This window comes from Pseudarthrobacter sp. NPDC055928 (assembly GCF_042270935.1).
In the GTDB taxonomy this organism is placed as follows: Bacteria; Actinomycetota; Actinomycetes; order Actinomycetales; family Micrococcaceae; genus Arthrobacter.
The window spans coordinates 124407-144071 of the sequence record NZ_JBHJZH010000007.1 but is presented as its reverse complement, the minus strand read 5'-3'; the positions used below and the strand labels follow the sequence as shown (position 1 = coordinate 144071).

At 61.1% G+C, this 19665-nt stretch carries 20 protein-coding genes; 5 read left to right on the top strand and 15 right to left on the bottom strand.

Annotation, left to right across the window (positions count from 1 at the left end):
• Positions 1 to 48: 48 nt before the first annotated feature.
• The 12 genes from ACFC25_RS11230 to ACFC25_RS11175 all read right to left on the bottom strand — a co-directional run bounded on the left by ACFC25_RS11230 (position 49) and on the right by ACFC25_RS11175 (position 14223).
• Entirely contained in the window at positions 49 to 1107 is a 1059-nt protein-coding gene (locus ACFC25_RS11230) for a hypothetical protein (protein WP_376045217.1), read from the bottom strand.
• A 100-nt stretch (positions 1108 to 1207) separates the two neighbouring features.
• Positions 1208 to 1780: an Hpt domain-containing protein gene (locus ACFC25_RS11225; protein WP_376045216.1), complete on the bottom strand. Its 573-nt coding sequence runs from the start codon at positions 1778 to 1780 to the stop codon at positions 1208 to 1210.
• A gap of 335 nt (positions 1781 to 2115) precedes the next feature.
• The gene (locus ACFC25_RS11220) at positions 2116 to 4680 is read right to left on the bottom strand and encodes a LuxR C-terminal-related transcriptional regulator (RefSeq protein WP_376045215.1); all 2565 of its coding nucleotides are present in this window, start codon (positions 4678 to 4680) and stop codon (positions 2116 to 2118) included.
• A gap of 840 nt (positions 4681 to 5520) precedes the next feature.
• Positions 5521 to 6141 carry a signal peptidase I gene (locus tag ACFC25_RS11215; protein WP_376045214.1) on the bottom strand — a complete coding sequence of 207 codons (621 nt, stop codon included), beginning with the start codon at positions 6139 to 6141 and terminating at the stop codon, positions 5521 to 5523.
• Entirely contained in the window at positions 6138 to 6797 is a 660-nt protein-coding gene (locus ACFC25_RS11210; protein ID WP_376045213.1) for a hypothetical protein, read from the bottom strand. The genes ACFC25_RS11215 and ACFC25_RS11210 overlap by 4 nt, the downstream gene beginning before the upstream one ends.
• 11 nt (positions 6798 to 6808) lie before the next feature.
• Positions 6809 to 8098 (bottom strand): hypothetical protein, encoded by a 1290-nt coding sequence (locus ACFC25_RS11205; RefSeq protein WP_337350133.1) that lies wholly within the window; start codon positions 8096 to 8098, stop codon positions 6809 to 6811.
• Entirely contained in the window at positions 8091 to 8561 is a 471-nt protein-coding gene (locus tag ACFC25_RS11200; RefSeq protein WP_376045212.1) for a hypothetical protein, read from the bottom strand. The genes ACFC25_RS11205 and ACFC25_RS11200 overlap by 8 nt, the downstream gene beginning before the upstream one ends.
• 164 nt (positions 8562 to 8725) lie before the next feature.
• Positions 8726 to 9325 carry a SipW-dependent-type signal peptide-containing protein gene (locus ACFC25_RS11195; protein ID WP_337350135.1) on the bottom strand — a complete coding sequence of 200 codons (600 nt, stop codon included), beginning with the start codon at positions 9323 to 9325 and terminating at the stop codon, positions 8726 to 8728.
• The gene (locus tag ACFC25_RS11190; RefSeq protein WP_337348371.1) at positions 9322 to 9939 is read right to left on the bottom strand and encodes a hypothetical protein; all 618 of its coding nucleotides are present in this window, start codon (positions 9937 to 9939) and stop codon (positions 9322 to 9324) included. Before ACFC25_RS11190 ends, ACFC25_RS11195 begins: the two co-directional genes overlap by 4 nt.
• An 83-nt stretch (positions 9940 to 10022) precedes the next feature.
• A complete protein-coding gene (locus ACFC25_RS11185; protein ID WP_376045211.1) occupies positions 10023 to 10640 on the bottom strand; it encodes a hypothetical protein in 618 nt (205 codons plus the stop codon).
• 238 nt (positions 10641 to 10878) lie between these two features.
• Complete coding sequence (locus ACFC25_RS11180; protein WP_376045210.1) at positions 10879 to 13443, bottom strand: LuxR C-terminal-related transcriptional regulator; 2565 nt, start codon at positions 13441 to 13443, stop codon at positions 10879 to 10881.
• A 576-nt stretch (positions 13444 to 14019) separates the two neighbouring features.
• On the bottom strand, positions 14020 to 14223 hold the full coding sequence (locus ACFC25_RS11175) for a cold-shock protein (RefSeq protein ID WP_066274236.1): 204 nt from the start codon (positions 14221 to 14223) through the stop codon (positions 14020 to 14022).
• 314 nt (positions 14224 to 14537) lie between these two features.
• Between ACFC25_RS11175 and ACFC25_RS11170 the strand changes: the two genes are divergently transcribed.
• From ACFC25_RS11170 to ACFC25_RS11155, 4 genes are all read left to right on the top strand, one after another.
• Positions 14538 to 14924 carry a TfoX/Sxy family protein gene (locus tag ACFC25_RS11170; RefSeq protein WP_376045209.1) on the top strand — a complete coding sequence of 129 codons (387 nt, stop codon included), beginning with the start codon at positions 14538 to 14540 and terminating at the stop codon, positions 14922 to 14924.
• A gap of 5 nt (positions 14925 to 14929) precedes the next feature.
• Positions 14930 to 15709, top strand: a complete 780-nt coding sequence (locus ACFC25_RS11165; protein WP_376045208.1) for an alpha/beta fold hydrolase — start codon at positions 14930 to 14932, stop codon at positions 15707 to 15709.
• Between the two features lie 68 nt (positions 15710 to 15777).
• Positions 15778 to 16041, top strand: a complete 264-nt coding sequence (locus tag ACFC25_RS11160; RefSeq protein WP_337348376.1) for a type II toxin-antitoxin system prevent-host-death family antitoxin — start codon at positions 15778 to 15780, stop codon at positions 16039 to 16041.
• Positions 16038 to 16442 (top strand): type II toxin-antitoxin system VapC family toxin, encoded by a 405-nt coding sequence (locus ACFC25_RS11155; RefSeq protein WP_376045207.1) that lies wholly within the window; start codon positions 16038 to 16040, stop codon positions 16440 to 16442. The genes ACFC25_RS11160 and ACFC25_RS11155 overlap by 4 nt, the downstream gene beginning before the upstream one ends.
• Positions 16443 to 16499: 57 nt before the next feature.
• Here the strand turns inward: ACFC25_RS11155 and ACFC25_RS11150 are convergent, their stop codons facing one another.
• Positions 16500 to 17156 carry a hypothetical protein gene (locus ACFC25_RS11150; protein WP_337350140.1) on the bottom strand — a complete coding sequence of 219 codons (657 nt, stop codon included), beginning with the start codon at positions 17154 to 17156 and terminating at the stop codon, positions 16500 to 16502.
• Between the two features lie 140 nt (positions 17157 to 17296).
• Here ACFC25_RS11150 and ACFC25_RS11145 point away from each other — a divergent pair, with 140 nt between their 5' ends.
• On the top strand, positions 17297 to 17815 hold the full coding sequence (locus ACFC25_RS11145) for an ATP-binding protein (RefSeq protein WP_376045206.1): 519 nt from the start codon (positions 17297 to 17299) through the stop codon (positions 17813 to 17815).
• Between the two features lie 63 nt (positions 17816 to 17878).
• Here the strand turns inward: ACFC25_RS11145 and ACFC25_RS11140 are convergent, their stop codons facing one another.
• Together ACFC25_RS11140 and ACFC25_RS11135 are read right to left on the bottom strand one after the other, a co-directional pair.
• A complete protein-coding gene (locus ACFC25_RS11140) occupies positions 17879 to 19075 on the bottom strand; it encodes a hypothetical protein (RefSeq protein WP_376045205.1) in 1197 nt (398 codons plus the stop codon).
• Positions 19072 to 19599, bottom strand: coding sequence for an RNA polymerase sigma factor (locus ACFC25_RS11135; RefSeq protein WP_376045204.1), 528 nt, complete (start codon positions 19597 to 19599; stop codon positions 19072 to 19074). The genes ACFC25_RS11140 and ACFC25_RS11135 overlap by 4 nt, the downstream gene beginning before the upstream one ends.
• Positions 19600 to 19665 lie beyond the last annotated feature (66 nt).

Genomic DNA, 19665 nt, shown 5'->3' with positions numbered 1-19665 from the left:
ATGATCTGGGGATCCGCGGTCGCGATCCCCTGCGGCCTGGCATGAGCGCTACGGTAGCGGCGGGGTCTGACAATGAACGTTCCTGTCGTGCTCCCTCAGTTCCTTCTTGAGGCTCCGCAGGGTTTTAGTGGTTCGCAGAAGAGACCGTCGCAGAATCCCCGAGAGCACAACGCGGACCAAGGCCCCTGGCCACCAGTCCGAGCTGAGGAGCCAAGCCCTTTGTGGGCTGGCATGCTGTCTGGGTGCGAAACGCGTCCGCAGACTGATCCACCCGGCCACTATCGGCGTGGTGCTAACAGCGAGCACAGCTGCACCACCCACCGCGGATTCCACCGCGACGGTCAGACTCAGCAATAAGACAGCGGTGATCCCCATCAGGGCCATCAGGGCGGCGCTGATCCTGTCCGAAACGTCAGGTTTCCGGAATTCGCGAGTGAGCCAAATGAATGCTGCGAATACGATGGCCGTAGCCGCGACGACCATCCCGGCAATGGCCAATATAGGGCCCGCTGATAGGGGCCTTCGAACTGCGATCGCGGTGAGCACCATCCCCGGCGCCGCACAACTGAATAGTTGCCAGGCCACCCACGCAACTCGACATTTGTTTTTCCGATTTGCCTGAGGCAGCCGCTGCCGCCGGAAATGCGAAAGGTTCCGGCGTGCACGAATGATCTGCTGTTCGACGGCGACCTTGCCTTGAAGGCGAATTCGTGCCGCGGCATCTACGGTGACCACACAGTTGCTGGCAACAAACGCCAATACGGCGATGAGTGATGCTAAGTCCGGAAAACCGGAGACAATTTGGGTAACAGCTGCATACGTGCCCGTGATCACGCTGGCAAAAGCACCTGTCAGCACGATGTACCCCAACAATTCCCGCCGCGCGATCTCCTCCACGGAGTTCTCAGGGTCCGTCTGGTACGTTCGCGCCAGTACCTGAACGCCGATCGCGACGGCGCTCAGGCCCGAAAGGATTCCGATGGTGTCGGAGATGGCCCGGGGGCGAAGGAATGAAGCAGGCCTCGTATCGGAAGCGGCCAGGTTGTTCCATTGCAGCCAGTCGCCCCAGAGGAGGAAGCAGGCAAAAAGTACCCCTGAAATCAGCATGGATGAGAAAGTGTGTTCCGAAAGGTTTAACCATTTCCAGACAGATCTCAGTCTTCGGCGAAACGCTCTATAGCCCCTGGGGCCTGAATTTTCCGGGGGCTCATCGGATGATGCGAACTCGGACGCCGGCCGCCTTCTCCACGATCCGGCGCGGCAGTGGGCCGTGCAGCTTCAACCACAGAATGCAACCGTCCACGGTAACGGCGTCGACCTCGCCGTAGTCAGTGACGCCATTCGGAGACTGGATCTCAACCGTCTTGCCTGCCAATTCTGTCCAGTCGATGTCGTCTAAGTGATTGGATGCCCCAAGGGAGTATTCGCGGCTAATCTGTTTCATCGTGGCCGTTCCACATACCTCGAGATCTTGCAGGAGCTCTTCTGCCTCACGGAGTCGTCCGTCCCGCAGCGCGCGCTCTGCCGTCAGGGCCAGTTCCGCAAGTTGCATGGCTCCGATCATTTGGCTGGCTGACTTGAGGCTTAGCACCGCGTCCATGGCGCCGGTGGCATCCCCTGCTCGGATGGCCTCCACCAATCGTTGATGCCGGGCAGGCCACAGCCCGTGGTTGAGACGGACGTACGTTGCATACGCCTCGGGGTCCTCAAGCTCCTGCTCGAGGGCGTCGAGAACGTCACGGGAAACCAGGGGAACTTCGTTCCCGTCAAATGTGGGCATGGGTATGCCCATCTGGTCTGGGCGTAACAGATCCGCCGTGGCAACTACAGCTGCACGTCTCGCATGCAGCGTGGTTGGCGTCCCGGCAGTCCAAAGTCATGTACGGACCTGTACCCCAAGAACGAAAGAGGCGGAACAATCCGCCGAAGAGTTTGGTCATAAGGGTCTCCCATGTGCACGTTCGAGGAACTTGGCGTCTTGGCGAGAATAGGGTCCCGAAGTCGGCACTGGGTGTCTGCAAGCCTTGAAACATGTGGGATTTGCACCGGAATTGAGTGGTCCTTGCCCGGCGACCTGAGTGCAGGCCGCAACAACCGGATCTCCCCGGCGCTTGGTCAGCCCCGCGAGCTGCGGACGAATTCGTAAAGGTCTTTGCGCGAGAACGTCCCGGACTTCCTCAGCGCCTTGGAGATGTGGTTTTCGACCGTTCTGGTGCTGATCCCCAGCCGACTGGCGATCTCGGGGTTGGTTTGACTGCCCGCGAGGACCGCAATCTCCGTCTCGCGGGGCGAGAGCGGCTGCGGCTCATCCACTGATGTACTGAGTGTCAGGTGTTGTCCGGGCAAGGGGAAGCGAACCTCGAAAGCCCGGGATATCTGCTGGATCATTCCGGCGGCATCGTGGTCCCGTTCGAGGAGCCGACGTTTGAATGAACCTTTGAGCAGCATGCCGACCGAGAAGAGGTCGGAGTCGGGTTCGTATTGGTCAAGGAGGATCCCCAGCAGTTGGTAGTCGCCGTCGATGGCTGCAGCTGCAATGGCCAGGAGTTGGTCATGTGAGGTGACCCCGGGGCCGCTGAGCAGGCTTTGCAACTTGTCCAGGACGCGTCGCCCGGGAAGCAGGCACAGCATGAAAAGGGCCGAGTAGACAGCCTCCGTGACGTAGCCGTGGTCAAGTTGTTGTTCGAGAAGGGTGACGGCCTTTTCATCGAAAGTGGCAGCGTCGTCGTATTGCTGCGAAAAGAGCTCGTAGACGCCCTTCCCGATTCCGGGCAGAGGCCCGACGTCGGCGACGTCCTTGCGTGCCTGTGCTCCCAAGGAAACGACTTTCCGTCCTGCGCCTGTTGGCGCCTGAAGCCCGGCGATTCTCAGCATTGCATCATGAAGCGAGTTGACCAAGAAGCCGGGACGTCCCAACGCGAAAACGCTGCTCATCATGTAATGAGCCTCCACGCTGAACCCTCTCCGCGTCAGTGCGAGCGCGGCGACGTAGCTGCTCGCCACGAATCCGAACTGGTTCAATGACTGCTGGGCGGTGGCGCGCTGCACCAGGGAAAAGTTCAGTGCTTCATCCGAACGCCCGGCAACCAGGAGGGCAAGTCCGCGAACGAACGGCTCAACGTTGGCCACCAGGTCAAATCCTTCCGCCGAATCAAGGGCGACGAGGGCTGCCTGGGCGTCAAAACGGTAGAGCTCCAGCATCCCGCGGATGACGGGCAAGACGCCGCTCGTATGTTGGCTGCTCGTCAGTCCGCTCAATATCTCGTCCAGATTGGGCGGCATACGGTCATAGGACGCGTTCAGAAACGCTGCGAACCCTTCTGCTTCAGCCTGCCAATCAGGGTGTGTTCTTCCGAACTCGCAGATCATTCCAGTGGCGGCCGAAAGGCCAGCGCCAGAAGCGATGGCCCAGAGGGCACGTGTCATCGTGAAGAAGAAGCACTCAGCCGGGTCAGAACCCACTGTCTCGGTGTTGTTGAATACTTCCTCGATGCGTTCGGGGTCTATCGGTCCGCCCCAGTAGAACTTAAGGAACTCAGCTGCGTTGGACAGGGTTTTATCGGCCTTCCACACCCCATAATGGGCTTCCTCGAGCACTTGAAGCTGGTCCTGGAAATGCTGCGCTGCAGCTGCACCTCCGGTGCCGGCTTCCCGTCTCAGCTCATCGACCATCCCGGCAAGCTGTGGGGCTAGTTGGCCACTTGCTGGGGCTCGCTGCAATGGGGAGTCCACCACCCGCGCAATACGGTCGACAAGCACCCTGCGCGAGGAAAGAACGTGGTGATCCAAGAAGTAATCGACAATGACAGGAGGACTTACAGCCACACAGACGTCTTTGTTGGCGTTTTCCATGACCGCAATCAGACCACGCCGCTCGAGGCTGTCCAGAACGTCAGGGTCCATGGTCTGCTGCAGGCACTCCATGGGCCTGGTTCCCAACAGTGACAGGGTGTGCAACGCCGTAAGTTCATCCGGTCCGAGGCCGTAGAGGAAGGACTCCACAGTGCTGTTGAGATGCTCGTTCCAGAGCGTATGACCGGCCATCCGCCATTTTCCATCAGAGAGGACGAGGAGCCTGCTCAGGACTGCGCTCTGGACGAGCCGGACCACAAGCCGCGGGTTGCCGGCAGACTTCATCAGGATGTGCGCAGTGGAATCGACATCAGGCGGCGCTGCCAGGGTATCTGTGACAAGTTTGTCCACTTGGTCGTAGCGCAGGGGGTTTAGCCGGATCTGCGCCTCGGGCCAGCGGTCGGGAGTAAACACGTCCGAACGCGAATAAAGGCTGGAGTCGCCCATAGTCATCACCAACGGCCGCTGGGTCCGCTTTTGAACGATGTCTACGATCGCGAGTGATTCATTGTCGAGCAAATCGATATCGTCAACAACAATGACTTTTGTGCCCCGCTGGGCAAGTCGCTCCGACAGTACATCCGCTATGCCCAGAGGTCCGTTGAGCCGGGCGCGCATATCCAATCCAAGGTGCCCGACACCCGCCAATGGACTCTTTTGAAGGAGCCGTGCGCCGAAGAGTGGGTAGACCTCAGCACCGGTCTTTTCAAGTTCTGTGATGATCGTTTGGGCCACGGTGGAGCGGCCGCTTCCTACTCCCCCTACGATGCGCACACTGATGCCTCGGGCCGCGTATTCAAGCGCACGGCGGGTTTCTTCCTTGAACACCTGGAACTCCTCATTTCACGTGATGCCACCTTGAAGCCCAGAGGCACGGCGATGCAAGGGTCTGGCCGTTTGCAATGCCTATGTGACCGGACAAGGTGCGGCCGGCCACCAGCAGGTGACCGGCCGCATGCCTGTCGGGTCTCAGTCGACAGGTTTAGCCCGTGCCCCACGTTCCGGGGGGAAATAGCGGGGCACTCCTTCAAGGACACTGGGGTCCTCAGCAAAAACGCTATGGCCAAAAAAGACGGCTGAGTGGTCATTTCACCGGAAATGAGTGGTGCAATCCTGCAATTAGGTGCTCGCAAGCTGCTGGACCGGGGAATCCTGGTCATTCCCTGCGTAGATCCGAGCCATTATTCCTTGCGGTTAGAAGGTTGCTTAGGATTCCTTAGTGAAATTTCGGCTATTCAAAACTTGAAACGGACAGTTGCATCGCATTCATCGCGGTGATTCCCGGAATTAGACCTCGCCCTGACTTGCATGGCACTCACAATTTTCCCTCCCTCGGCTACATCCGTATACGTAACCACATAGGTGAAACCAAACTTCGCGCTCTTCCCGGGCGACAAGGAAGGGATTCGCAAGTCCTCGGAGACCGGCGCAGTTGCGTACGACAGTTTCGCCGAGACTGCGTCGGTCAGGAAACCGTGCATCAGGGACACATCTGCGAGCGTCTCTTCCGAGTTGTTCAGAATCCACGCCGTGAAGAAGATGGTGTCACCGCACGATGCCAACGACCTGTCCGCGTATTGGACCAACGCAATCGAAGACCGATCTGCGACGGAAGTGGCCATGCGTCGCCTCCCGTGGCCGAGGGAACTCCGCGATCTGGCAATCCAGTCAGGAATGCTTTCCATGGGTCGCTCCGTCGCGAGCCTTTTGTCCACCCTTCGATCGCACCGGATCAAGAACGAACAGGGCGAGGACAAGCAAGCCGGCAGCAAGGGCAAAGATCATTCCGTCTTGGGACTGAAGGAAGCTGGCAAGGTAGCCGAGGCCGACGATGTGCCACACATATTTGCCGGCGGTTTGCACCGTGTAGGATTCGGGATCTTCCTGGGCGTTGGCGTCGCCCTTGAGTGTCAGTTCATAGACCCCGGACGCTGGCTCGACGGACTTGACCACGCGGTGTGTAACCAGCCCAAGGTTACGCGGCCGTTCGACCGTCGCAATCGAACCCTCCTTGAGTTCACCTGCGGGGACCTGGGCAGAGAAGACCACTGAGCCAACGGGGATTGTGGGTTCCATCGATCCCGAGACGACCACAAGCGGACGCACACCGAAGAGAAGCGACACCGCGAAAGCAGCGATACATGCGACGCCGACCACGGCACCCAGGGACAAGATCCCGGAACGGAGGAAGGCGTAGATCCGCACCGCAGGATGCAGTTGGGGCCGACTGGCTTTTTCAGTAGCATCGTCTTCCAAGTCCTCCTGCCAGAATTCAGGCGGGAGGCTCACGGAGCCACCGATGTTGCGTCGAAGTGCACCGCGATAGCAGCCTGCCCACCGTTGTAGTTCTCGACGCCGGGAGCATCCAGATACGTAATGGTCAGGTTCAGTTTCTTCTCAGCCCCATCTGCCGCGCGAGTGTATCTCTCGCCCTGGTTAAGGACCGCACCCCATCGGGGCTCCAGGACCCCGAGGGCCCCTTTCGCCTGATCCCACGGGACATTGGAGAAGATGGCCTTGCCACCCTCATCCGTTGCGGTGAAACGCAGGAAGGGCAGGATGTTCGGAATTCCCGCTGCAACTGTCCCGTCGCCGTTCCGAAGAACAATCTTGAAAGTAGTGTCCGCTTTGAGGTTCGACGTGTTGTTGAAGACAGGGATGGTGGTTGCCACTGACTTGCCAGGTACCAGGGCAGCCGCTCCCGCCACAGCCCAATCAAAGCCAGCAGCGGTGTCAGCCTGTTCCACAGTGCCGTTGTCCCGCACGACCCCGATATCAAACTCCGGGGACTCGATCAGGCTGTCGCCGATAATGTTCAGCCGTGCGAAGTCAGTCATGGCTGCACTGGTGCCGGCCATGGTGGCTGCAAGGAGAACTCCTGCGGTGAGGACCAGCCTGATTCGACCCGTATGCGGAACGGCCCATCGCTGCTGGATTCGAGTCATTGTCAGCTTCCTCATTTCGCCACCATTCCGAGGTTCCACGAGACCTGGCGGGTTGTGTTGATTTGTCCAGTGGGCAATCCGATTGATCCCTGCGGGTTGTAGCCCCTGCCCCAGAACGTCCCGTCAGATTTCTGCCAGAGGTAGAAGCCCTGGCCCGATCCGTACTGGACCACATTGGTATCGATTCGGATAGGGGCCTGCGGAAACCGACCATAGTCATCGCTTGCTCCGTAGCCCCAGAGCTCTCCGACGTTGTTCATCATGGCAACGCCAGTGAACCCGAACTGCATAGATGTGATGTTGGAGAGAGCCGGGACCAGCCCGGGTTCACGAGGCGTCGGGGTCGATCCCCTGCCGGTTCGTGTGTAGTCCGATCCCCAACTGACTACCTGGCCATTGGACAGGAGCGCCGCACCCATGCCGATACCGCCGTCGACCGCCACGATAAACGGCGCACCTGACGAGACGTTGCGGCGGAACCAGGGGGCGAGTGCACTGACGAGGCGCGGACTGGCATCGACGTTGGGCATGAGTGACGGCAGGCTATTCCCGCCGCCACCACCCCAGTAGTACACGTCCCCGTTCTCCAGGATCACGAAGAAGTTGGTGTAGGCGCCCTTCAGGTAGGCAGGGCGGTTGCCCGGAACAGAGGGGTCGGGAAGTCCGATCAGTTGGCTTGCGCCGGCCGCGGCGTTTCCGCCATACCCGGTTGGAAAGCCCCAGTGCCATATGGTGCCATCGCTGCGAATGCCGGCGCCGGCGTACTCCGTGGACGAGATCTTGGTGATCTTATCCAGAACCACGCCCGCACCGTTCCAAGCGCTGTTGATACGGACTTGCTTGGCGTTCCCGTTGGGCTTCGCGGCGTCTGTACCGTCCCGATTGTTAATTGATCCCCAGCCCCATACAGTGCCGTCCTTATCAAGCGCGTTGGCGTTGTAGATCTGACCGGTCACCTGACGCGCGGCGCCTTCCGGGATGCCCGCCACTTTCTGTGGCGGTTTCTGCCATCCAGAGGTGGGGACATCACCGTTGATTTCGTAGTACGTGAGGCCCCAGACATACACATTTCCGTCATTTCCGACGCCCAGCCCGGTGTCGACCATGCGTGCGTTCGCGATACCTGCCATCAACGGAGGCCCTGCGTTCACAGGAATTGCCGCGGAACGGGCATGCGTGCGGTCTTTGTACGCTGCACTGGTTGCTGTTGGCAGCTGTGCAGCACCGACAGACGCTGCCAGCCCCAGCAGGCCTGCAGCAGCCAGGTAGGTCCGGCGCGGAATCATTGGTGGCTTACTCATGAGCGGGGTTCTTTCGACGAATGAGGAGGAAACCAGCGCCGACAGCAAGCAGGACCGCTGCCGTGGCAGCCACAGGAAGCAAGTTGTTCAGGCCGGTGTAAGCGAGACCAGGACCGGCAGCCGGCTTCTCCGGTACCGGGTCGACGGGAGCGACGACAGGCCGATCGGCCATCGAGACGAATCGGAACTTCAGGATGCCGCCTGCGCCTTGGTAGGCGTTGCCGGCCGCCCGCGGCAGGGTGACAGTGCCGGTGAGGTTGTAGGAGGCCCCGCCCTGGAGCTCCGGCAACGCCAGCGACCGGCCGAGAACCTCTCCTATCGGTACCCGATCAACCACGGTGGCGCCGTCGGAGGTTTTCACCGTGAGCTCGATCGGCGTTGGGCCCGAGAAAAGGACATCAGACTGTCCGCTGATCTCCAGCCCGAGGGGCAAAGGTGAGTCCACAACATTCCTCACCGACATATTCCAACTCTGTGTCTCCCCTGGTGCAGGAGCATCAATCGCCACGGAAGTGGGCGTTGATTCGATGAGGTCGGCTGGTGTTGCCGATGCACCAGCCGCCTGAACCAGCGCCATGAATAATGCTGTCAAGAGGATGACCAACGCGCGGCCGCTGCGAAGCGCGATCATTTGCTTTCTCCATTGGTGAGGACGCCGAGCTGCGTGGATTTACCGATCACTTGGGTGCCGCTGTTGGCTGGAAGAATTGCCGACAGGCTGATGCGGTGCTCCTGGCCGGGAGCGACGCCCCGGAAAACCAAGCCCGCCTGGTTGACTTGGTCCGCTGAAGCATTGGCTACTGCTGGCGTGGCCGCTCCGTCAAGATAGACCGTGAACAGCAGCCGGCCGAAAAGATCCTGATTCACGGGATCGGGATCGTAGAGGGAGACGGCCAAGTCTCCGGTGATCCCTGGTTGCCGGTTCGCGACAGTTACGTCGAATTGCACCGGCGTGGTCTCGGAGAAGGCGGTCCCAGCCGATAGCGGAAGTACAACTGCGGCTTGCGGTGTCTCGGCGTCTCGCAGTACGCCGGTACTGTCCTTCACTGCGATGTCGAACCGCTGGGGATTGCCGATACCAGAACCGGGGGCACCGGTTCCGAGATTAAGCCGGGCAACGTCAGTGAAGGCCGCTGCGGTTGCCCCCGCGCCGATGGCCAGGACCAGCGCGCCGGAGGCCAGGGCGAGACGCTTCCGTCCGCTGCCCCTTAGTGTTCCGTGCCTCATGGGGTCACCGCCTCAAAGTTGAACTGGACATCGGTTGAGGCCATCTGCCAACGGTTATCGACGGTCTGGGGCAGTTCAATGCGGACGTCCAAAAGCTTGTATTCGCCGGCAGCCAAAGGCTTCGGCCAGGTGAGCGTGCTGAGCCGGTCTGCGGGAACGTGGTCGAGAAGCACGACACCCTGATCCGCCACGGTGAACACGAGTTGGTCGAATAGCTCGACGTAGGTGCCCGTCTGCGGGTTGGTTTCCGCGCCACGCGGGAGCGGATCCACCAGGTTCAGGCTCAGGATTCCCGAGAGCCGCGGGCTGTTGTTCTTGGCTGCGATCCTCAGGTCCAGGACGCTTCCTGGAGCCATGGTGTAGCCGCTCCCGTCCTGAGTCAGGGCAATACGCAGCGCACGGGGATTTGCCTGTTCCCAGTCCGCCTGCGTAGGCAGCCATGAAGGATCGGTCTTCCCTGCCGTCACAATGTCAAAAGTGTTGCGGGAACCGTCGAATGCCACATCAACATCGGCATAGTCGGTGAAGGAGGCCGCGGTGATCAGGGCCCCCGCCGCAACCAGGGATCCGGTTGCAAGCAATAACCGCAGTCGTCCGCGGCGATGATTCCTCATACTGTGTCCTTCATGGTCCGGGTGTTCCGTGATAGAGACCGGGGCTGGCGGGTCCCCCAAAGATCCCGCCAGCCCCGCATCGACTACGGCTTTACGGACGTGGCGTCGAAGTGGGCCTGTACATAGGAGACCTGTCCCTGCAGGGCGTTGTTGGCCTCAGCACTGCCCTGGTCCGGGAGGCTGATGCTGACGCCGAGGACGGCGTCAGCACCGTGGATGAAAGTGCCCAGGTTCAGGGCCGAGACGGCAGACTGAGTCACATTGGTTGCGATCGCAACACCGTTAAGGGTGATGGTGTAGCGAAGCGCTGCTGCCAAAGCGGGACTTGACGTTTTGCCCGCACGATCCTTCAGCGAGAAGTTGATCGCTGCGCTAAGGGCCGGGCTTTCGTTGCGGAACGGAATGTCCACCGAGACGGTGTCTCCCGGCGTGATGAGGTCCGCGCCCGGAACCTTGATGTTCACGCCAGCCGCCGTATTGGCCTCCTGCCACGTTCCCGCTACGGGCAGGCCCTTGTCGTCGGTGCCAATCACCTGGATGTTGAAGCGGTTGTTGCCGCCAAGACCGGAGTCATCGGTGCCGTTGCCGATGTTGAGGTTGGCGAAGTCGGTGAACGCAGCGGCAGTCAGCAGTGCTGTCACGCCCAGCAGGGCGCCTCCAGTGAGGAAGGCGCGCTTGCGTCCGGTGCTGGTCTTTTTCATAAGAAAGGTTCCTTTCACGAGGGGCCGGTTCGTTGGCCGGCTGGGTCCAAGGCAGTGCATCGGCAAGGGACGGAAGCGCTCCCCCAAAACAAGCGCCGTGTGCAACCAAAAAGGAGACTATGGCCGGTTTTGGGGCCCTAGGTGGCGGTTTGGGTCTTTTTGAGTGGTCTTTAGCGCAGATTAGGTGGTGACTTTCAAAAGTCCCGTACATATGGGCGCCGCTTCATGGCCTGAGGGCCTATTTGGCTGCGTACGAATTTCGCACAAGGTCAAAAAGCGCGCTCCGGGATGTGGCCCCTGTTTTCCGCAGCGCATTTGAAATGTGGTTCTCAACTGTCCGGGTGCTAATGCCGAGATGCTCGGCGATCTCGGTGTTCGTGCGATGGCCTGCCAAGGCCGAGATCTCAATTTCGCGAACCGTCAGCTGCAAATGACCGGGAACGTTGAAGGCCAGAATCTCGCTGTTAGGGGGAAAGCGTGCCGTAAATGCTGCGAACGCCTGGTCCATTGCCTCCGCAGCGCGGCTATCACCAAGCAGGAGGTGGCGTTTGGAGGCTCCGCGCAGAAGCATTCCCACTTGATACGTGTGTGCATCGGGTTCATAGTGCTTCAACAGCAGACCCAGTAGTTGGTGGTCTCCCTCGACTACGGCGCCGGCTATTGATACCAACTGGTCATAGGAGGCAGTGCCACTTACCCGCATTATGCGCCGCAGCAGTTCGAGAACCCTGCGGCCGGGAAGAAGACAGGTGGAGAAGAGCGCGCTGAATGCCGCTTCCAATACATAGCCATGGTCCAGTTGCCTCTCTATGAGCCTGGCTGCCCGCCTGTCGAAGCCTTCGGGTTGGATGGGGCGCTCGGCGATAAGGTCATAGACGCCTCTTCCGATCCCGGGGAGCGGACCTACTTGCGGGGCCCGCCGTCGCGATTGCGCGGCCAAGGTTGTCCTCGGGAGATTAGCCGTTGTTGCCGAACGCAGTCCGGCCAGACGCAGCATTGCATCGTGCAGCGAGTCGACGAGGAAGCCAGGGCGGCCCATAGCGAATACACTCCCCATCAGGTACTCAGCCTCGTCGAAGTAGCCGCAGTAGACGAGAGCCTGGGCAGCAATGTAGCTGCTCGCAACCACCCCGAATTGGTCGAGGTTGCGGCGTGATTCCGAACGCCATTCCAAGGCAAAGGTGAGAGCTTCCTCGATTCGCCCGGAGACGAACAAGGCGGTTCCACGGATGAACGGTTCCATGCGGGGAAAGACTGCAAATCCCTTCACTGAGTTGATGGCCTCGAGTGCCCCCGATGGATTGAATCTGTAGAGGTCCAGCATTCCCCACGCAATATTGGCCACTCCCCCTTCGCCGGGCGTGAGTTTCAACCTGGCCATTGCTGCATCGAGGTCGCGGGGCATCCGGTCATAGGATGCCGTGAGGAAGAGCGCCGACGCTTCCGCGTCAGCCTCCCAGCCGGGGTGCTCCGTCCCGAAGCGCCTTAGCGTGCTGACTGCCGCGGCCACCCCCTGGCCGGAGTAAATCGTCCATAAGGCGTTGGTCACAGCGAGGAACAGGAGGTCGCCCGGATCTCCGTCAGCCGTCCTGGTTTGGCTGAAGACGCGTTCAATCCGCAGTTCGTCAATCGGCGCACCCCAGTGCACCCTCAGGAAGGCAACCGCGCTCGAAACGGATTTTTCGGCCTCCCACAGCCGGTATAGGGCCTGCTCCCTGACCTGGATCTGCTCATGGAAGTGACGCGTGCTTGCGGCGTCGTTGGTACTTCGCTCACCATGCAATGCGTTCAGGGCGCTCCTGAACGAGTCAGCAGCGCTTTGGTCGCCGAGTGGATGTGGAGGCAAGGTGCGCAGGGCCCGTGCGATTCTGTTCCGCAGGACCTGCCGGCCGCCACTGAGCCCAGACGCGCGGAAATAGTCTGCAAGCACGGGCGGGCTGATCGCTGCGGAGGTGCAGCCGTGATGGTCCTCCATGACTGAGACGAATCCACGCCGCTCCAATGTCTCCAGGACATTCGAGTGGATCACTTTCTGCAGGACCTCGATAGGCGAGGTTCCCACTATCGCCATCGTTTGAAGTGCCGTGAGCTCGGCTGCATTGAGGCCCTCGAGAAGAGCTTCAACGGTGCCGCGCAGATGATCGTTCCACAGGGAATCTCCGGTCAGTTGCCACTGACCGTCCCTGAGCGCCATCAGGTTGCTCAGCGAGGCGGTTTCAGCAATGCGGACCACTAGCCTCGGGTTTCCGGCTGATTTGGTGAGGATCCGTGCAGTGGCGTCCGCATCTGCTGCGGCACCGAGAGTGTGACGGATCAGTTCGTTGACTTGCCCATAGCGCAGCGGATTGAGCTGTACTTGGGCTCCTGGGCCACGGCTCAGGACCCGCAGTTGAGCCTTTGAGTACAGTTTGGAATCGTCCACGGTGACCACCAAGGGCCTTTTCGTCCTCAGGAGGACGGCCTCAATGACGGCCAGCGACTCGTTATCGACGTACTCGATGTCGTCGACCATGAGGACGTGCTGACCTGGCTTCGACAGGTATGCGGTCAGTGCATCTGCGGCCCCCAACACGCCCCGGATACCCAATCGGATATCAAGTCCAAGACCGTGGACGCCCGCGAAAGCGATGTTCCGATGGGTGCGAAGCCCGGCGAACATGTAGACCGTACCTCCGGTCTTTTCCAGCCTTTTTACGACCTCTTGAAGAATGGTTGTTCGACCGCTTCCAGGTGCACCGTCGATCCGAACGCCGATGCCGCGTGCCACGTAGTCCAGCGTCCGTTGCACTTCCTGTTCGAACACGTGATCCAACCTTCTGTGGTCCCCTCATCCCAGCTGAAAAGGATCAGGTCACCGTCATAGGTGCATGACCCAATGGCGTCCGCCAACCTCGCTGCCAGCCCATGCCTGCATGGGAAATGCTTGCCCTCCAAAGTGGAGGCTAGGTGTCGTTTGTCGGCCTTGGGTGGCTTGACCCCCAAATCTGTGTGCGAAAACCCGATTTCTGGGGCCGAAAATGCCGAATCCAGGGGGCGGGTCCTGGCTTCTAGGTATTGGGCCCTAGGTACCGGATCAGGCTGGGTCGAGAGCGCCCGCCGGATGTCTGTCCATGTCCCCCTTGGATGTTGCGGCTGGTTGTTTCCAAGCTACGGGGGTGGGCTGGCGCCCTCCAGAGTCAAGTGTGCTTATGTGGATATGTATTCGAATAAAGTATTATTGGGTCGAATACATCTTCGAGCCGGTGCGTAGGGGCGGTGAGTGAGAGCACCCTGGAGGACACAGACGCAAAGCCGGTGGGCGAACAAAAAAGCAGGGCCGGTCAATGACCGGCCCTGCTTTTGAAATATGAAACCCTAAGGCCCCAGTTTCTCTAAAGAATTAGAGGGACTGGATGTTTACGGCCTGGGGACCCTTGGGGCCCTGCTCGGTTTCGAAGGAGACCTTCTGGTTCTCTTCGAGTGAGCGGAAGCCGGAGGAAGCGATCGCAGAGTAGTGTGCGAAAACGTCCTGTGAGGAGTCATCGGGGGAAATGAAGCCGAAGCCCTTTTCAGCGTTAAACCATTTGACGGTACCAGTAGCCATTATTTTTGTCCTTCGTGAAGGTGGAGGAAAAGTCCCGACTTTCGGGTCCTCCGGTGTGGGGTGTTCAAAACCGCTACTTCAGAAGAACGCGGACTTTCGACCGCGCGTACTGCCTGAACTACCAACTGCATAAACACAACAACAAAATCAACTGTACAGGAGTTTCCGGACAGCATTTACCACCCGCCCATCCACGGCAGGTGCCGAGCCTCCGGCACCCGGGCCAGGCACCGCCGTCGGGCCCTGTACGCAGCGGCAGCGCGGGCATATCCTGCCAACAGATCCAGCGCACCACTACCCCGGGGAGAAGAATCATGGAGATGCCCAAAGCGTCCGATGCCGACAAGGAACGGTTCCGGGCGGCGGTTCCGGACCATCCGGACGTGGTGGTGAAGCCGATGTTCGGCAACCTGGGGGCGTTCGTGAACGGCAACATGTTCGCCGGGCTGTTCGGCCCCGTCATCGGCGTGAAGCTCGACGAGGCGGACAGGGTGGAGCTGGAAAGCACGGAGCGGACGGTCCCGTTCGGGCCGGCCGAGCGGCCCATGGCCGGCTACAGCGGGTTGCCGGAAGTGTGGAATGCAGAGGGCGACGGCGACGACGCGCGGGTCCGCGCCTGGGTGGGGAAGGCGTTCGACCATGTCGCTACCCTGCCGCCCAAGGAACCGAAAGCGCGCAAGCCCAAGGCCGCCGGGAAGTAACTGCGATGCAACCGATCCGGGTCATCCTGCTTCCGGGTGCTGTCATCCCCGCAGAGCCGGCGTACAACGCCTTGATCAAAGCGCTGGGGCCCGATGTCCAGGCTGTCGCCAAGGACCTCGAGCTCTATGCAGGCGACGAGCCTCCGGCGGATTGGACCCTGGACACAGAGGTTAACGGCGTCCTGCGCGAGGCCGATGCCCTCGGGTGGGAGACATTCCATCTGGTGGGGTACTCCGGTGGCGGCGCGGCGGCGCTGGCGTTCGCCGCCAAGCACGCTGACAGGCTGCTCAGCCTGGCGCTGCTTGAGCCCGCCTGGGCCGGGAGCTGGGACTGGAGCCCAGCCCACGCGGAGCTCTGGAAGAAGTACGAGCAACTGGAGGCACTTCCGCCGGAGCAGTTCCTGTCCGCTTTCATGCGGCTGGGAGTCAGGCCCGACGTCGTCCTGCCGCCACCGCCGGAGGGTCCCCCGCCGCCGTGGATGGCCAAACGGCCTGCCGGCATCCGGGCCTTCCTGCGGACCTTCAAGAGCTATGACTTGGAAAGGGAACGCTTGGCCGCCTTTCCGCGGCCCGTGTTCCTCGCCCTGGGCGGCCTGAGCAACCCGGACGACTACGGCGAGATTGCCAGCCGGCTGGCAAGGGTGTTCTTTCCGGACTTCCATCTGGAGGTGTTCCCCAAGCGCCACCACTTCGACCCACCCCACCGGATCGAGCCCGAGCGCCTGGCTGATTTGCTCCGGCGGCACTGGGGGGCTGCGGAAGGATCGAGCCCGGCTGCGGCTTGAGATGCTGCGGACATGCTGATACTTACATTCCGGCCGCTCCGGTTGCTACGATTGCTACGGAGGCAATCATGACAACCATTCCGCACCGGGAGCTCCGTAACCAGAGCAGCAAGATCCTCGAACGCGTAAAAAACGGCGAAACAATCGATGTCACTAACAATGGCGAGATCACTGCAACGCTGATCCCGCCGTCGGCCTCGCCCTTTGAACGTCTGCTCCTGGCAGGCCAGGTCCGCCCGGCAATGGGGCCTGTCGACTTCCGCACCCTGCCGCGCGTTACCTCAGAATCGAGCACGGCGGAGATTCTAGACGACCTTCGTGGCGACCGTTGATCATTTACGTGGATACCTCGGCCGTCCTCAAGGTGGCGGTGGAGGAAAGCGAATCAGCAGCCACGGCGGAGTACTTATCGGCAGCTGGATCTCGGAACGACAGGCTGGTGGCTTCAATGCTGCTCTACACGGAGCTCCATTGCGCAGCGCACCGGCGTGGTTTGCCAGGCGAGCTGGTCAATGCGGCACTCGGCGGCATCAATCTTGTTGACCTCGCACGGTCCGATCTGATGTATGCGGCTGCCCTGCCTGGCAGGCTGCGAAGCGCCGACGCCATTCATCTGGCATGCGCAATCCGCCTGCAGGCTGATCTTCTCGTGGCCTACGATGCAGAACTCTTGGCCGCCGCTGTTGATGCGGGCCTGAACGTCCTGTCGCCAGGTGCGGGCTCCCGGCCGTAACCGGCAGTTAGTTCACTCTCCCTCCACGGATTGCTCCGTGCTTTCGTGCGGTATCCGCTACCCCGGGAACCCAAAGCAGGGGAAGAACTCCTCCACACCAGGCCGGGCGATTTCGATGCAGCGCGCCTTCACTTGTTCCAGCACTGCGTTGCTGTCCGTACCCGAAACCGTCAGTCCGTTGACCGTGACCGACACAGTTGCCGTGGCGGCGCGCCTGAGGTTGTTGTCCACAGAGTTGACGTTGCCCAGACCCGGGATGTTCTCGTGGGAGCTGAGGGTGCTGTGCTCAAGCGGGCCGGTGCCGGTCCACGTCGCCGAGAGGCTGATGGTGACGGGGTTGCCGTCGCCGTCGGTACCAGCCAGTTGCGTGTTGATGGAGGCGCTAGTCAGTCTCGGATCAGCCTCCAGGGGTGCGAAGTTCTGGCCGTCAGCCTGGAACAGCACCACCCCGCGGCCGGGTGCCGCGCAGACGTCGGAGATGCGCACGAAAACGCTGGTCAGGCCCTGCTTGTTCACGGGACCGGGCTGGGCAGCGAACATCCCCGACATGGAGGAGACGAAGATCTCCGTCCGCTCGCAGCCGACAGTTTCGACCACCGCCGCAGAGGCATTCGTCGACGAAATGGTGTGGTAAATGTTGGGAGCGGCCCCGGCCGGTGCTGCACTCAGGGCCACCATGGCCGCCGTGGCAAGTCCGATAAGCAAGCGTTTCATGACGACTCCTTTGTCCGCTTCTCTCAGGTTAGGCCTCCCAAATAAGGCAGTCCATAGCGAGGCCTGGCGGTAGACGTGAGGGACCCAGGAGTAGTGAACAGCCCTTTGTGTTGGGCTGCTCGGTGTTAGCGTTTGGTGCCATGATCGTATGGCTCAACGGCACCCACGGTGCCGGCAAAACGACAACGAGTGCCCTTGTTCAGCAGCTCATTCCCGATTCGAGAGTGTTCGACGCCGAAAAGGTTGGTGAAACTCTCATGGACATCTCTCCCGGCCTGCCCGCCACGGACAACTTCCAGCACTGGCCGCCATGGCGACCCCTCGTCGTGGAGACCGCCAAGCGCGTACTTGACTACACTGGCGGCACGTTGGTGATGCCCATGACCGTTTTGGTAGAAGAGTACTGGCGCGAAATTAGCGGCGGCCTAGCTCAACATGGCATTCCGGTACGGCATTTCGTGATCCATGCCGACCAGGACACCCTTTACGCCCGGATAGCTGCGGACCATCCCATCCCTTCCCCATTCCGACTCGGCTATCTGGAACCGTATGCCGAAGCTGCCCGAACCTGGCTCCACGCTGAAGCTGAGGTCATCGACACCACCCACCTCACGCCCTCCGAGGTAGCCCAGCAGATCGCAGAGGCCCTGAGGAACTGAATAGCTCGATGGCGAGCCCTGTCAAAGATTCGGTGCTGACACCATCATCCGGGGCGCCTGGGATCAGGGCGTGGGCAGCGCTACACCGCGGCCCTTCTGGAACGGGCTGCCTCCTTCCCGTTCCGGCCAAACGTCGAAAACGGGAAGGGTCTCACCCCCGCACGACGCGGTCTCGGCGGTCAGCTGCCCTTTAACCAGTGGACGCGTATCAAGGTCCGCCATGTTGATGAAGCCCCATTCGTTGAGGATGACCGCCTTGTTGGCCAGCGTTGTCCCGTAGTAGGAAACGCGGCCCTCAGCGTCGACCATCAGCGGTGTGACCTTCGCGGTGAACCCCTCCGGCCAGCGCAGGAAGACCTTCTGAGTACTGTTCGCAAAGGTGAAACAGGCCTCCGAGGGAGAAACATATCCGCGTACCTCGCCGTCCCTCGTTCCGTCTGCAGCCTGCGTGCCCCAGATGGTATCGGGGGCAGATGCAGCCCAGGAACCGCCGGGGTGGGTGGCCACGGGCACGTCCCCGACGGGGGCCACATTGATACGCGCCCGCAGGTCGTCACCAATCTCCACCGGCTCGTCGGTGACGGGATCCACAGTGGCGGCCGTCCTGATGTTCTGGATCTGCAGCAGCGTATGAGGTGCCTCCATCAGATGCAGCCCGCCGTCGGCATCCTTGGCGAAGAACCCCAGATAGGTAAAGGGTGCTTCCTCCTGGCTATCCCGCCAATGAAGCGAACCATTGATCGCGCGCTCTGCTGGTGCCACGTCAACTGTGGTTTCACCCGGGGTCAGATCGCCTTTCAGCACCTGACGCACGTTGACGGGTTCGACGCCGAGCCCTGCCCCGAGTTTACGGGCCGCATTGGGCAGTGCCTCCAGGACAAGCACTTCGTCTGCCGCGACGAAGAGGCGGTGAAACGGTCCCGCAGGAGGCGTTGGCTCCGGCGCGTTGGTGGGAACCGGCGAGGGAGGTGAGACGGATTCGGTGGCGGCCGGTGTTTCCACCGGGGCCGTTTGCAGGAAGTTAGCCGTGAGGACGGCTGCGGCCACTGCGGCTGCTGCCAGGAAGGCCCCGGCCGTCCGCCAACGCCTTGCGGGCGGCCTGCGGTAATTTCCCGAATCTCCGGCGAAGATATGGGTCACGTCGGATTCCATGAACGCCAGGCTTCGGGAACGGCTGCGTGCCAGTTCGGGCTCGGTGACGTCCGCTGCGGGGTCGGCGGAGAGGATGCGCTGCTCGTCGGCAGCAGAAAGGTCCTTCATCGTATGTACTCCTCTGACTCTCGTTCAGCCTGAAGCAGGCGGCCGAGTGCTTTCCGTGCCCGGTGGAGGCGCATCCTGATGGCTGTCGCGGTGGTGTTGAGCAGATCGGACAATTCGTTGGAGGTAAGTCCATCCCAGTACGTGAGCAACAGGACCTCCCGCTCGTCGGGTTTGAGGCGACCCAGCGCATCCCGGACGGAACCGTCGGTGTCGCGGGCCTGCTCCGTTCGTTCCAGCTGGAGCGACAGCATGAGATTGGCCGATCGGACGGCGGACCTTAGGTGATTGCGCAGAACGTTCTGTGCCACCCCGAAGAGGAACATGGCTGAGAGTTCTTCCTTCTCGCCCGATTTCTCCCAGGCGATCCTAAAGACTTCCGCGCACAGGTCCTCAGCGGTGGAAGGGCTCTCCGTGCGGCGGCGGAAGTAGCGGTAGATGCGATCATGGCAGGCCGCGTGGGCCGCCATGAACCGCTTTTGTCTCTCCAGTTCCACGCGCTCCCCCAAATGCGTTTGTAAGCTCATACCCGGTTAATGTCCGGCAGCCCGGCAAGTGTAACGGGGCCCTGTGATTTCCTCGGTCCGAAGCTC